Origin of the sequence: Roseomonas sp. USHLN139, assembly GCF_037145735.1 — a bacterium.
Lineage (GTDB): Bacteria > Pseudomonadota > Alphaproteobacteria > Acetobacterales > Acetobacteraceae > Pseudoroseomonas.
The window spans coordinates 558726-572527 of sequence record NZ_JBBCWY010000001.1 but is presented as its reverse complement, the minus strand read 5'-3'; the positions used below and the strand labels follow the sequence as shown (position 1 = coordinate 572527).

Below are 13802 nucleotides of genomic sequence, written 5' to 3'. Positions count from 1 at the left end.
GTCAGAGCATTGCCAAGGACTGCTTCCGCTTCGGCGGCGGGAAGGCGGTGTCTAGCTCGGCCAGATCCTCCGGCGTCAGCACGATCTTCCAGACCTCGGCATTCTCCCGCAGATGCGCTTCCGAGCTGGCCTTGGGGATGCTGATCACGCCGGGGCCGCGCAGCGTCCAGGCCAGGGCGATCTGCGCCGGGCTGGCGCCGTGCCGCGTGGCGATGCGCCGCAGCGCGGCGTGGCGCAGCAGCGCGCCGCCCTGCCCCACCGGCGAATAGGCCATCACCGGCATCTTCAGCCGCGCCGCATAGGGCAGCAGGTCGAATTCCACGCCGCGCGCCTCGAGGTTGTAGAGCACCTGGTCGGTGGCGCAGGCGGACAGCCCCTCGCCCAGTTCCTCCAGATCCTCGACATCGAGGTTGGAGACGCCCCAGCGGCGGATCTTTCCCTGGGCGACCAGCTTCTCCATCGCTTCCACGGTCTCTTCCAGCGGCACGCTGCCGCGCCAGTGGAGCAGGTAGAGGTCGAGGACATCGGTGCCCAGCCGCTTCAGGCTGGCCTCGCAGGCGCGCGGCAGCCGGGCGCGCGAGGCATTCTGCGGATAGGCCTTGCTGACCAGGAAGGCCTCCTGGCGGCGGCCGGCGATGGCCTCGGCCACCACCTCCTCGGCGCCGCCATCGGCATACATCTCGGCGGTGTCGATCAGCGTCAGGCCGAGATCGAGGCCGAGCCGCAGGCTGCGCGCCTCGGCGGCGCGGTCGGCGCCGCGCTCCCCCATCTTCCAGGTGCCCTGGCCGAGCGCGGGAACGGTGGTGCCATCCGGCAAGGCGATTCTGTTCATGGCGGATTCCCCTTTGCCTTCCTACATTGCGCGGCATGCGCCGCACCGCCACCCTCGCCCCGCGGATCCTTGCCCTGCTGGTGCCGCTGGCCGCCCTGCCCGCGGCGGCGGCGAGCGACAGCCATGGCCCCTGGATCCTGTCCTGCACCGCCGATCCGATGACCGACAAGGCGCAGTGCCGCATGGTGCACGAGACGCCGGTGGAGCCGGCCAGCGCCGGCCAGGGCGCCCTGGCGCTGGAGGTCTCGGCGCGGCGCGGCCGGCTGGTGCCGGTGGTCACCGCGCGCGAGCTCGGCCTCGACACCCCGGCGCGCGGGCTGCTGGCGCTGACCGGGACGGTGCAGCTGCGCTTCCCGCCGCACCCGATGTTCGAGATGCCCTGCGCGCTGGAAGGCCGCAGCGTGGTCTGCGCGCCGCGGCCGGATGATTCGCCGCGCGCCGCGGCCGAGCTGGCCGGGGCCGACCGGGTGCTGATCCGGGTGCTGGGGCTGGGCGCCGCAACGGCCGAGGCGCCGCCGCGCGAGCTGCGGCTGGCCGAGACGCCGGCGGCGCTGGCCGCCTTCGCCGCGCGGATGCCGCCCGAGCAGGGCGGCGAACCGCCGCCGCCCTTCGACCTGCGCGAGCTGATGGGCCGCGTGCAGCGCTTCTTCCTGCAGAGCGAATAACGCCGGCCGCGTCGCGCGGCCGCCTATTTCTTCTCGTCGCCGGCGGCCGGCGTGGCCGCCACGGCCTCGCGCACGGCGCGCAACAGGGGTCGCCGGGTCAGGAAGCCGGGCAGGCCCTGGGATGGGCTGGGGGTCATGCGACGCATCCTCCTCTGCTGTGGCAGAGGGAACGATGCCCGGCCCGCTTGGTTGCGCTACCGCTTCAGCCAGGCGGCGAGCCGCGCCGGCGCCTCGGCCATCGCCGCCTCCGCCCCGCAATAGGAGAAGCGCAGGAAGCGGCGGCCGCGATCGCGGTCGAAATCGACGCCCGGCGTCGCGGCGATGCCGGCCTCGGCCAGCATGCGGGCGGCGAAGGCGACGCTGTCATTGCTGAGATGGCCGATATCGGCCCAGAGGTAGAAGGCGCCATCCGCCTCGGCCAGCCGGTTGAAGCCGGCCGCCGGCAGCCCGGCCAGCAACGCGGCGCGGTTGCGGCCATAGCGCGCCTTGTTGGCCTCCAGCTCGGGGACGCAGTCGAAGGCGGCCTCGGCGGTCAGCTGGGCGATGTGCGGCGCGCTGATGACCATGTTCTGCGCCAGGCATTCGACCGGGCGCAGCAGGTCCTCCGGCAGCACCAGCCAGCCGATCCGCCAGCCGGTCATCGAGAAATACTTGGAGAAGCTGTTCACCACGATGGCGCTGTCGCTGTAGCTGGCCGCCGTCGCCTCCGGCATGCCGTAGGACAGGCCGTGATAGATCTCGTCCGAGATCAGCCGCACGCCCTTGGCATGGCACCAGCGGGCGATCGCCTCCAGCTCCTGCGGCGTCAGCATGGTGCCGGCCGGGTTGCAGGGCGAGGCGACGATCAGCCCCTCGGGGCGCGGGTCGAGCGCCTCCAGCATGGCGATGGTCGGCTGGAAGCGGGTCGAGGCGTCGCAGGGCAGCAGCTGCGGCACCATGCCGAGCGAGGTCAGGATATTGGCATAGGGCGGGTAGAAGGGCGCCGCCATGGCCACCCGGTCGCCCGGGTCGAAGGCCGCCAGGAAGGCCAGCGGGAAGGCGCCCGAGGCGCCGACGGTGACCGCGACGCGCCCGGCCGGCACCACCGCGCCATACTTGTCGGCATAGTGCCGGCCGATGCGGGCGCGCAGCGAGGGCAGGCCGAAGGCCTCCGTATAGCCCATCGGTTCGCCGGCCGAGAGGGCGCGCATCGCCGCCTCCACCGCGCTGCGCGGCGCGCCGGTGGCCGGCTGGCCGACCTCCATGCGCAGCACGGCGGGGCTGCCGGGCGGCAGGGCGGCGGCCCGCGCATTGGCCGCGGCGATGACATCCATCACCAGGAAGGGCGGCGCCTCGGCGCCGCGGCCGGTCTTCAGCACGGGGCCGGCCTTACTGCTGGCCGGCCACCGCCAGGCCGGCGCTGCGCGGATCGGCCGCGGCGCTGCACTGGTCGGGTCGGCCGGGCATGTAGGCGGTGCAGCCGATGGCATTCGCCCGCCCCGGCTCGGGCACCGCGGCGACCGCGGCCGCGACCGGCTGGCGGCCCAGCAGATGGGCGGCGGCCGGCAGCGCGGCGGCCAGCGGCGCCTCGGCCTGGCCGGTGCCGGCGCCGGCATAGCGGAAGGCCTTCAGCGAGGCGTTGTGCGCCAGCACCGCCGAGAGCAGCGGCGGCTCGACCCGGCCGCGCGCCGGGGCGGCGGCCAGCAGGAAGCCCAGCTGCGGCACCACGCGGCCGGTGCCGAACAGGTTGTTCAGGCTGAAGGCGCAGGTCACCGCATTGCCCTCGCGGTCCAGCGTCACCAGGCTGGCCGAGGCCGGCAGCACCGGCAGGCCGGCGCCCCCCGCGGGCGGGCTGGCCAGCAGCGACGCCGCGTCGCGGCCACCCTGGCGCCAGGCCATGGCGGCGGCCAGGCCCTGCTGCCCGGCGGCCTCTGTGCTGGCATTGCCCTGCAGCGCCTTGAAGGCGACGGCGGCGGCCAGGCCGCCATCGGCCGGCGGCGGCAGGAAGGAGAGCAGATCATTGCCGACGCTCATCTGCAGCGGCGGGGCGAAGGCGGGCAGCGCGGCGCGCAGCTCCTCGACGCGGATCGGGCCGCCGGCCTGGGCCGAGAGCTGCTCGACCCGGCGGGCCAGCGCGCCCTGGTGCAGGTCGCCGACGCCGGCGGTGCGCAGGCTGGCCAGCGTCGTGGCCAGGTCAGGCTGCAGCAGCGTCTCGCCCTCGCGCAGCGGCGTGCCGGCCGGCGCGAAGACGGCGCGGGCGGCCGGATCGGCCAGCAGCGGGCCGGCGACGCTGGCCAGGTCCTGCGCCAGCGCGCGCGAGGTGGAGGCGCCGAAGCGGGCCAGCTGCTCGGCGGGGACCACCAGCTCCTCGAAGGGGCGGCGGCCGGCGCGGGTGTGCAGCGCGAACAGGCCGCGGGCCAGCATCGGCACGGCGGCCGGGCGATCGGCGCGCGGGCCGCTGGCGGTCGTGGCGGCACCCTGGAACAGCACCGCCTCGGTGGCGTTGCGGGCATGGGTATAGACCAGGCAGGCGCCGCCGCCGCCGAGGCCGCTGCGCGACGGCAGCGTCACCGCCAGGGTGAACCCGGCCGCCACCGCCGCATCGACCGCGGTGCCGCCGCTGGAGAGCACGTCGCGCGCGACCAGCGCTGCGCGCGGCTCGTCGGCCACCGCGCCGCCCAGGAAGCCCTGCACATAGCCGAGCTGGCCCTCGGCCGGGCCACCGCCGCCGGCGACGCTGCCGAGGACGTTGTTCACCGTGCCGCAGCCGGTCAGCGCCAGCAGGCCGACGAGCGCCAGGCGCCCGCCCGGCCGGCGCCGCGGGGAAAGGGCTTCGAGGCTGGACGGGCGGCCCGGCCGGTTGCGCGCGATGCTGCTCATGCTGGCGATCATACTCCGCTGCTGCCGGCCCGTCGCACCCCTGCGGGAAGGCCGGCCGATTCCGCAAGCCGCGCCATAGACGCCTTCGCCGCGAGCGGCAACCACGCGATGGCCCCGATCCGGCGGCGGGCGGCCTGCCGGATCACATCTGCGCAAAGCAGGGGGGGTGCGCAAAGCAGGGGGGGCTGCATCCTGGCGCCGCCGCGCCGGCTGGCCGATGATGGCGCTGGAAACCCCACCCGAGGCGGAGATGGACTGCGCGTGATAATGCTTGTTCCGGCGGCCCGCCGCCTCGTCCTGGCCCTGGCCGCCTGCGCCGCCCTCGCCACCCCGCTGGCCGCCCAGGGACAGGGGCAATCCCCGCCGGGCCTGACGCCGCTGCAGCGGGCCGAGGTGGTGGAGGTGCTGCGCGACGCGCTGAAGCGCGACCCCTCGATCCTGCGCGAGGCGCTGGCGGCGATGCAGGAGGCGGAGACCCGCGACCGCTCGGCCGCGCAGCGCGGCGCCATCCTGGCCCAGCGCGAGGCGCTGCTGGCCGACCCGGCCGACCCGGTGAAGGGCAATCCGCAGGGCAACCTGACCATCGTCGAGTTCTTCGACGCCCGCTGCGGCTACTGCAAGGCGCTGCACCCGACGCTGCAGGCCCTGCTGCGCGCCGATCCGCAGATCCGCGTGGTGATGAAGGACCTGCCGATCCTGGGCCCCGCCAGCGTGGTCGCCAGCCGCGCCCTGCTCGCCGCGCAGCGCCAGGGCAAGTACGCCGCCTTCCAGGACGCGCTGATGCAGCTGCGCGGCGAGCCGACGGAAGCCGCGCTGCAGGCGGAGGCGCAGAAGCTCGGCATCGACTGGGCGCGGGTGAAGCGCGACATGGAGGACCCGGCGATCCTGGCGCGGCTGCAGCACAATCTCGGCCTGGCGCGGGCGCTGGCCATCGAGGGCACGCCGGCGCTGGTCATCGGCCATACCCTGGTGCCCGGCGCCGTCGACCTGCCGACCCTTCAGAGCCTGGTCGCCCAGGCCCGGCAGGAAGCGCGCCAGGGGGGCTGAACCGGACCGCGCCTCCCCCCGGTTGCCGATCCCGCACCTGCGTATAGAGTTGCCGCGGGACAGCAGTGGGGGACGGCCTTGCCGACGCAGCCTGGCGCTTCGCCGAACCATCGCGCGCGCGGCGCCGCCGACACGTGACAGCAGGGGCGCGCGCCTTCCTGCCGCAGTTTCCGGTCGAGTTGCCGGTGCCGGACCTGCGCCCCTGGGCCGCCGGCAACCTGCTGCCCGGCGTCTGGAGCTTTGCATCCGATCAGCCGGGCCCGCATGTCGCCCTGGTCGGGCTGATCCATGGCAATGAGATCGCCGGCGGGCTGCTGCTGGCGCGCTGGCTGGAACAGGGGCTGCGCCCGGCGCGCGGCCGGCTGACGCTGATCCTGGCCAATCTCGCCGCCTTCGCCCGCTTCGACCCGGCCGACCCGACGCTCAGCCGCTTCGTCGACGAGGACCTGAACCGGGTCTGGTGCGACAAGGTGCTGGACGGCCCGCGCGACAGCGCCGAGCTCAGGCGCGCCCGCGAGCTGCGGCCGCTGCTGGCCGGGATCGATGTGCTGCTCGACCTGCATTCGATGCTCTGGCCCTCCGACCCGCTGATGCTGGCCGGCGGCAGCCGCCGGGCGCGGGAGCTCGGCCAGAAGCTCGGCGTGCCGCCGCTGGTGGTCTCCGACCAGACCGGCCACAGCACCGGCCGCCGGCTGATCGACCATGCCGCCTTCACCGCCGAGGGCAGCCGGCGCACTGCCCTCCTCGTCGAGGCCGGGCAGCACTGGGAAGCCGCCACCCTGGCGACGCTGGAGGCCTGCGCCACCGCGCTGCTGCGCGAGACCGGCCTGCTGCCGGGCGGCCCGATCGAGCATCCGCGCGCCCGCGCCGCCGAGGTCACCCGCACCGTCATCGCGGGCACCCATTCCTTCGGCTTCGTGCAGAACTTCCGCGGCGGCAGCGTCATCCCCGAGCGCAACACGCTGCTCGCCCTCGACGGCGAGACCGAGATCCGCACGCCGCATGACGACTGCCTGCTGGTGATGCCCTCGCCGCGGACCATGCGCGGCCATACCGCGGTGCGCCTCGCCCGCTTCCTCGACGACTGAACAAAGCACAAGAAGATGCCCGAGACCGACGCGCCGCGCTGTCCCGCGCCCACCCTTCGGCGTCAAATCGAGGAAATCCTCGCCGCCTGGGGCATGGCGCCCGGGCCCCGCGCCACCACCGCCGCCCTCATGGTCGAGAGCGACCTGATGGGCATCGATTCGCACGGCCTGTCGATGCTGCCGATGTACGAGAAGCTGCGCGCCGAGGGCGTGCTGCGCCTCGACGGCACGCCGAGGGTCCTGCGCGAGAACGGCTGCACCGCGCTGCTCGACGGCGCCGCCGGGCTCGGCCATCCGGTCGCCGCCTGGGGCATGGACCTGGCCACCGACAAGGCGCTGGCCCAGGGCGTCGGCCTGGTCGGCGTGCGCAACTCGCACCATTTCGGCGCCGCCGGCTGCTACGCCCGCCGCGCCGCCCGCCGCGGCGCCATCGGCATGGTGATGACCACCGCGCGCAGCATCCTGGCGGTGCCGGCGCGCGGCGCGCAGCCGATGCTGGGCACCAACCCGCTGGCCGTCGCCGCGCCCGGCCAGGGCAACGAGCCGGCCTTCGTGCTCGACATGTCCAGCACCACTGCCGCCGGCAACAAGGTGAAGGTCTATGCCCTGAACGGCTGGCCGCTGCCGGAAGGCTGGGTGGTCGATGGCGCCGGCCGCCCCGTCACCGACGCGGCCGAGGGCATGCAGTACCTGTTCCACCGCGCCGAGGGCGGGCTGACGCCGCTCGGCGGCCGCGCCGAGACCGCCGGCCACAAGGGCTACGGCCTGGCGATGATGGTGCAGATCCTGGCCGGCACGCTGACCGGCGGCGCCCTGCCGGTGCGCGACACCCGGCCCGGCCAGCCCGACAATGTCGGCCACGTCTTCCTGGCCATCGACCCGGCCGCCTTCCGTGAACCCGGCGAATTCAACACGGATCTCGAAAGCTTCGCCGCGATCATGCGCGCAACGCCGCCGGCCTCGGCCGACGAACCCGTGCTGGTGCCGGGTGATCCCGAACAGGCGGAACACGCCCGCCGCCTGGATCTCGGCATCCCGGTGCCAGGGAGTCTGGCAGCGCAGATCAAGGGAATCTGCGAGAGAGCGAAGACAGAGTTTCTTCTTTAGGCTTTGGGCAGGCCAGGGGAATGAATTCCCCTGGACCCCTTCTTTTTTCTGCCAGACTGCCGTGTCCACGTGGAAACAGGACGTGAAACGGCCCGGCGACGGCGCGACCTGCAAGGATGCGCCGAATGATGCCCTGGTGTCGCATCTGGTGAAGCGGCTGGGCTCTCAACAGCCAACAGAACAGAAAAAAGATGGGCGCAAACGTATACGTTTGCGGGGGGAATTCATTCCCCCAGCCTGCCTATGGCTTCTCTGACAAGCCCTTCCCTTACGAAGGCTCGCCCACCACCGGCGTATGCCCCAGCCCCGCGATGAAGGCCGTGATCGCCGCCGCCGCCGCGTCGAGGCGGGCGGCATCGGTGCCCTTGGCGACCAGCGCCACGCCACCGCCTTCCGGGCGGTAGAAGGGGTAGGAACCGATGTCGAGCTCCGGGAAATCCTTCTGGATCTGGCCGAGGCCCTCGGCAATGGCGCCTTCCAGCATGCCGCGGGCGTGCACGCTGCGCGACTGCACCGGGGTGCCGCCCTGCAGGCTGGGCGCCAGGCCCTCGAACATCGCCTGCATGATGCGCGGCACGCCGGCCATGACATGGACATTGCCGATGATGAAGCCGGGCGCGATGGAGACCGGGTTGTCGATCAGGCGGGCGCCGCGCGGCATGGTCGCCATGCGCTGGCGGGCGGCGTTGAACTCGGCCGGCGGGGTCTGCCGGGCATAGTGCTGCTCGAGCCGGGCCCAGGCCTCGGGATGCGGCTCCCAGGGCACGCCGAAGGCGGCGGCGATGCATTCGGCGGTGATGTCGTCATGCGTCGGCCCGATGCCGCCGGTGGTGAAGACATGGTCGAACTTCGCCCGCACCTCGTTGACGGTGCCGATGATGGTCTCGGGCACGTCGGGGATGACGCGGACCTCGCGCAGCGGGATGCCGATCTCGCCCAGCCGGGTGGCCAGGAACTTCAGGTTGGCATCCTGGGTGCGGCCCGAGAGCACCTCGTTGCCGATGATGAGCAGGCAGGCCGTCGGATTGGTCATGGCGCGTTCCGCGTGTCGGTGTCGCGCCGATCCTAGGCCGATCGGGCCGCGGCGGAAGGGGGGCCGCGACCGGCGGCCCGTCCCGGCCTAGAGAAAATCCCGCAGCAGCGCGACCAGCGGCTTGTCGGCCGGCGGCATGGCGTAGTCGGACAGCTTGTTGGGGCGGACCCAGGCCAGCGCCTGGCCTTCCCGCGCCGTCACCGTGCCCTCCCAGCGGCGGCAGAGATAGAGCGGCATCAGCAGGTGGAAGCGTCCGGCATCGTGGCTGGCGAAGGTGAAGGGCGCCAGGCAGGCAGCCGAGACGTCGATGCCCAGCTCCTCGCGCAGCTCGCGGATCAGCGCGTCCTCCGGCGTCTCGCCGGCCTCCAGCTTGCCGCCCGGGAATTCCCAGAGGCCGGCCATCGGCTTGCCTTCCGGGCGACGCGCCAGCAGCACGCGGCCATCCGGATCGACCAGGGCGCAGGCGGCGACCAGCAGCATCGGCTTGGCATCCGCCGCCACGGCGGCCGCGGCGGAGACCACCGGCTCGACCGCGGGCGGGAATTCGGTCAGGTCCTCGCGCCCGCCCTCGAAGCAGAGCACGGGCAGGCGGCCGTTGCGCGCCAGGAAATGCGCCTCGGCGCGGCCGGTCTCCTTCATCCCCAGCCGCTGCAGCACGGCGCCGGAGCGAAGGTTCTCTTCGAGGACATGGGCAAAAATGCGGTCCAGGTCGAGATGCGCCAGGCCCCAGCGCGCCAGCCGGCCGGCGGCCTCGGCGGCGACGCCATGGCCCCAGAAACGGCGGCCGACCCAGTAGCCGAGCTCGGCGCGGCGGCTGTCGGCCTCGCGCGTCAGGCCGACGCAGCCGACCAGCACCTCGGTGTCGCCATCCTGGCCGACGATGGCCAGGTGCCAGGCGCTGCCCTCGGCCAGCTGGCGGTGGGTGGAGGCGATCCAGTCATCCGCCAGCTCGCGCGGATAGGGGAAGGGCACGCGCGACAGCCAGCGCACGACCTCCCAGTCGTTGATCAGCCGGTGCAGCTCGGCGGCGTCCTCGGCGCGCAGCGGGCGCAGCGTCAGGCGCTCGGTGCGCAGCGGGGCGAAATCCAGCTCGGTGGTCATGGGCGGGCAGCCAGGCGGGGGTTGCGAGAGCGGGCCGGCCCCCGCGGCGGCGACGCGCGCCGCCGCGGGGACCGAGAACGCATCAGCGCTTCCACCAGCCGCGCTTCTTCGGCGCGTCGGCGGCGGCCTCGACCAGCTTCGGCTGCACCGGGGCGGCGGCCACCGGCTCGGCCGCCGCAGGCGCGGCCGCCGGCGGTTCGGCCACCGGGGCGGCCGGCGCCTCGACGACCGGCGCCTCGACAACAGGCGCTGCGGCGGGCGGCGCCGCGGTCACCGGAGCGGCTTCCGCCACCGCCTCGGCCGGCGCGGCGTCGGCCTTCTTGCGGCTGCGCCGGGCCGGGGCCTTGGCGGCGGGCGCCGCCTCGACCGGGGCGGCCTCGACCGGCGCTGCCGCAACCGTCGCGGCTGCCTCAGCGGGGGCGGCCTCCACGGGTGCCACGACGGCCGCGGCATCCGCCTTCTTGCGGCTGCGCTTCGGCTTGGCCGGGGCTTCGGCGGCCGGCTCGGCCACCGCTTCCGCGACCGGCGCGGCGACCGCTTCCGGCACGGCCTCGACGGGCTCGGCCTTCTTGCGGCTGCGGCTGCGCTTGGCAGGGGCCGGCGCGGCTTCCTCGACCGGGGCCGCCGGGGCTTCCGCCACGGTTTCCACCGGGGCTTCCGCCAGGGCTTCCACCGGCGCTTCCACCGGCGCCGCCTCGACGACGGCCTCCACGGCCGGCGTGACCGGCGCGGCCTCGACCGGCACCTCCGCCACCGGCGCGGCGGCCGGGGCCACCGTCACCACCGGCGCGACGGGCGTCGCGACCGGCGCCGGCACGCGGGGAGCCGCGGCGCGCTGGGCCGCTTCCTCGGCCGCCGCCATGGCGTCGAAGATGTCGTCCAGCGTGCCCGCGAAGGGATCGGCGGGCGTCGGGCCGGCATAGCGCGGCGCCGGCGCGTCATGGCGCGGCGCGGGGCTCGGCCGGTCCTGACGGTCCTGACGATCCTGCGGCAGCGCCTCGCCGTCGCGGCGACGGCCGCCCCGGCGGCCCCGGCGGCGCGAGCGGAACTCGGCCTCGAGCTGCGCCGGCAGGTCCTGCTCGGCATCGCTCTCGGCCTCGCCGCCCGCCTCGCCGGCGGTGTCGGCGGCCAGCGGCGCGGCCTCGCCGGCGGCGTCCTCGGGCGCCTCCGCCTCGGCCTCGTCGTCAGCCTCCTGCTCGTCGCCCTCGGCACCGCCCTGGGCACCGTTCAGCGGCGCGCCATCCTCGCGGCGACCGCCACGGCGGCGGCGGCGGCGGCGGCGGCGGTTGCCATTGCCTTCCTCGCCCGCGGCCTCGGCCCGCTCGGGGCGGCCTTCGCCCCGGGCAGCCTCACCCGCCACCTCGGCACGCGGCTCGGCGGCCACGGGGACGGCGGCGACCGCGACGGGGGCGATCTCCTCGGCCTCGGGCGCGTAGTCCATGCGCAGCGCGGCCGGCGCCGTCGGCGGCTCCACCTGGGTCTGGGCGCGCAGGCGCTCGATCCGGATCGCCGAGCCGTGCAGCTTGGCATCGCCCTCGAAGACCACGGCCATGCCGTAGCGCGCCTCGATGGCCGACAGCCGGTCGCGGCGGCGGTTCAGGATGTGCAGCGCCAGGTCCGGCGCGATCGCGACCAGGATCTCGGCGGCGCGGCGCTTGGCGCCCTCCTCCTCGATCTGGCGCAGCACCTGCAGCGCGGCGCTCTCCGGGCTGCGCACCAGGCCCATGCCCTGGCAATGCGGGCAGGTGACGAAGGAATGCTCGGTCAGGCTGGGGCGCAGCCGCTGGCGGCTCATCTCCAGCAGGCCGAAATGGCTGATGCGGCCGACCTGGATGCGGGCGCGGTCGAACTTCAGCGCCTCCTTCAGGCGGCGCTCGACCTGGGCGTCGTTGCGCGACGATTCCATGTCGATGAAGTCGATCACGATCAGCCCGGCCAGGTCACGCAGCCGCACCTGGCGGGCGACCTCGTCGGCGGCCTCCAGGTTGGTGCGCAGCGCGGTGTCCTCGATGTGCCGGTCGCGCGTCGAGCGGCCCGAGTTCACGTCGACGGCGACCAGCGCCTCGGTCTGGTTGATGACGATATAGCCGCCTGACTTCAGCTGCACCGTCGGCGACATCATGGCGTCGAGCTGCGCATCCACCCCGTGCCGGGCGAAGAGCGAGACGTTCTGGTCGCGGTAGAGCCGGATCTTGCGCTCGTTCTGCGGCATCAGCATGCGCATGAAGTCGCGCGCCTGGCGGAAGGCGTCCTCGCCCTCGACCTGGATCTCCTCGATGTCACGGCCGAAGACGTCGCGGATCGAGCGCTTGATGAGGTCGGCTTCCTCGTAGATCAGCGCCGGCGCGGTGGACTGCAGCGTCCGCTCGCGGATGTCGTCCCACAGGCGCAGCAGGTATTCGCCGTCACGCCGGATCTCGGGCTTCGGCTGGCCGGCGCCGGCGGTGCGGACGATGATGCTCATGCCGCGCGGCATGTTCAGGTCGTCGATCACCTCGCGCAGGCGCTTGCGGTCGGCGACCGAGGTGATCTTGCGCGAGATGCCGCCGCCGCGCGGGCTGTTCGGCATCAGCACGGAGAAGCGGCCGGCCAGGCTGATATAGGTGGTCAGCGCCGCGCCCTTGTTGCCGCGCTCCTCCTTGACGACCTGGACCAGCATGATCTGCCGGCGGCGGATCACTTCCTGGATCTTGTAGTGGCGCAGGAAGCGCGGGGTGATGCGGCGCTCCTCGCGGCCGCCTTCCTCGTCCTCGCCACCCTTGCTGCCACGGCCGTTGAAGGTCTCGGGCTTCTGGCGCGGGGCGCGGCCCTCGGCCTCCTCCGGCTCGTCGGTCTCGGACCCGGCCTCGCCGGTGATCTCGCCATCCTCGAGGCCGGCCGCGCCGTCGCCGGCCAGCAGCGCCTCGGCCGGGGCGGCCTGGCGGCTCTCCTCGGCGGCCATCGGCTGGGCGCGCGGGGTGGCGCCGTCGGCACCGTCCTCCGGCTCGCCAGAGGGAGCCTCACCAGCCGGGGCCTCACCCTTCGGGGCCGCGGCGGCTTCCGCCTGGTCCGCATCGGCCATCTTCTCGATGGCGGCGACCATGGCGTCGGCCTCGGCCTCGGAGACCTCCTCGCCGTCCTCGTCCTCTTCCTCGGCGGCCTCGGCCGCCTGCAGGGCGTTCAGCCGCTCACGGTCGGCGACCGGCAGCTGGTAATAGTCGGGATGGATCTCGCCGAAGGCCAGGAAGCCGTGGCGGTTGCCGCCATATTCCACGAAGGCGGCCTGCAGGCTGGGTTCGACGCGAACCACCTTGGCCAGGTAGATATTGCCCTTGAGAGGGCGCTTGTGCTCGGTCTCGATATCGAATTCTTCGAGCCGGTTGCCGTCCAGCACCACCACGCGAGTCTCTTCGGCGTGGGATGCATCGATCAGCATGCGCTTGGTCATGAACCGGGATGCTCCAGGCCGCCGGCGCGGTCGCGCAGCCGGCGGCGGCAATGGGTGGGCAGGCCCGAGGCAGCGGGGTCGCACAGGCGGCAGGGCGGCAAGCTGGCCATGCGGCTCTGGTTCCGACCTCTCGTCTCGGCGGGCCGCGCCCCGGAAAAGGGGGGACCCTTGTTGAGCGCGCCGCGCGCGAGCCCCGGGGCATGCCCGGGCGCCACACGGCGCCCATCGGGCATGGAACGGGCCAGCGGCCGCGCGGCCAGGCGGCTGGCCCTCGGGCCACGCCATCCTTCCGCGCCTTCATGCCAGCACCGGCGGAGCGGGATGCAGCACCTGGCGAAGCCGGGTCCGGCCCATCCTCGACGGGCCACCCTTGCCAGGAACCATGGGCCGCGCCGGATCCCTCCCCTCCCTGCAAAAGCCGGGTCCCGCGGCGCGGAAAACCGCGCTGTCAGGCCCCGCCATGCTGCGGCGAAGGGCAGAATCGGGCCGGACGGCCGCGCCCGGAACCTCCACCGGACAGCACCAGCCGCCGGGGCAAGGCACCATAGGCGCCACCCTCCCCTTCCACAAGGCATTGCAACGTTCAGATGTTACATGAAGTAATGCCGTGATCACCAAGCTCTGGCGTGATAGATGCTGCGCT

The 13802-nt window shown here is 74.0% G+C and carries 10 protein-coding genes; 4 read left to right on the top strand and 6 right to left on the bottom strand.

What is annotated here, in order from left to right; all coding sequences use genetic code 11:
* Window position 1: 1 nt before the first annotated feature.
* Entirely contained in the window at window positions 2–832 is an 831-nt protein-coding gene (locus WFI16_RS02615; RefSeq protein ID WP_419896233.1) for an aldo/keto reductase, read from the bottom strand.
* 35 nt (window positions 833–867) lie between these two features.
* On the opposite strand from WFI16_RS02615, the gene WFI16_RS02610 reads away from it, so the two are divergent.
* Window positions 868–1497 carry a hypothetical protein gene (locus WFI16_RS02610; protein ID WP_419896232.1) on the top strand — a complete coding sequence of 210 codons (630 nt, stop codon included), beginning with the start codon at window positions 868–870 and terminating at the stop codon, window positions 1495–1497.
* A gap of 194 nt (window positions 1498–1691) precedes the next feature.
* Here WFI16_RS02610 and WFI16_RS02605 read toward each other — a convergent pair whose 3' ends face one another.
* Together WFI16_RS02605 and WFI16_RS02600 are read right to left on the bottom strand one after the other, a co-directional pair.
* Window positions 1692–2810, bottom strand: a complete 1119-nt coding sequence (locus WFI16_RS02605) for a pyridoxal phosphate-dependent aminotransferase (RefSeq protein ID WP_419897138.1) — start codon at window positions 2808–2810, stop codon at window positions 1692–1694.
* Between the two features lie 55 nt (window positions 2811–2865).
* Window positions 2866–4356: a gamma-glutamyltransferase gene (locus WFI16_RS02600; RefSeq protein WP_419896231.1), complete on the bottom strand. Its 1491-nt coding sequence runs from the start codon at window positions 4354–4356 to the stop codon at window positions 2866–2868.
* Between the two features lie 267 nt (window positions 4357–4623).
* Here WFI16_RS02600 and WFI16_RS02595 point away from each other — a divergent pair, with 267 nt between their 5' ends.
* The 3 genes from WFI16_RS02595 (at window position 4624) to WFI16_RS02585 (ending at window position 7598) form a co-directional block, all read left to right on the top strand.
* Entirely contained in the window at window positions 4624–5403 is a 780-nt protein-coding gene (locus tag WFI16_RS02595; protein ID WP_419897137.1) for a DsbA family protein, read from the top strand.
* A 134-nt stretch (window positions 5404–5537) separates the two neighbouring features.
* The gene (locus tag WFI16_RS02590; RefSeq protein ID WP_419896230.1) at window positions 5538–6491 is read left to right on the top strand and encodes a succinylglutamate desuccinylase/aspartoacylase family protein; all 954 of its coding nucleotides are present in this window, start codon (window positions 5538–5540) and stop codon (window positions 6489–6491) included.
* A 15-nt stretch (window positions 6492–6506) separates the two neighbouring features.
* A complete protein-coding gene (locus tag WFI16_RS02585) occupies window positions 6507–7598 on the top strand; it encodes an Ldh family oxidoreductase (RefSeq protein ID WP_419896229.1) in 1092 nt (363 codons plus the stop codon).
* A gap of 268 nt (window positions 7599–7866) precedes the next feature.
* Here the strand turns inward: WFI16_RS02585 and WFI16_RS02580 are convergent, their stop codons facing one another.
* From WFI16_RS02580 to WFI16_RS02570, 3 genes are all read right to left on the bottom strand, one after another.
* Entirely contained in the window at window positions 7867–8631 is a 765-nt protein-coding gene (locus WFI16_RS02580) for a competence/damage-inducible protein A (protein ID WP_419896228.1), read from the bottom strand.
* Between the two features lie 87 nt (window positions 8632–8718).
* Entirely contained in the window at window positions 8719–9732 is a 1014-nt protein-coding gene (locus tag WFI16_RS02575) for a bifunctional GNAT family N-acetyltransferase/(deoxy)nucleoside triphosphate pyrophosphohydrolase (protein ID WP_419896227.1), read from the bottom strand.
* Window positions 9733–9814: 82 nt separating this feature from the next.
* Window positions 9815–13159: an Rne/Rng family ribonuclease gene (locus WFI16_RS02570; protein ID WP_419896226.1), complete on the bottom strand. Its 3345-nt coding sequence runs from the start codon at window positions 13157–13159 to the stop codon at window positions 9815–9817.
* Window positions 13160–13802: the final 643 nt, after the last annotated feature.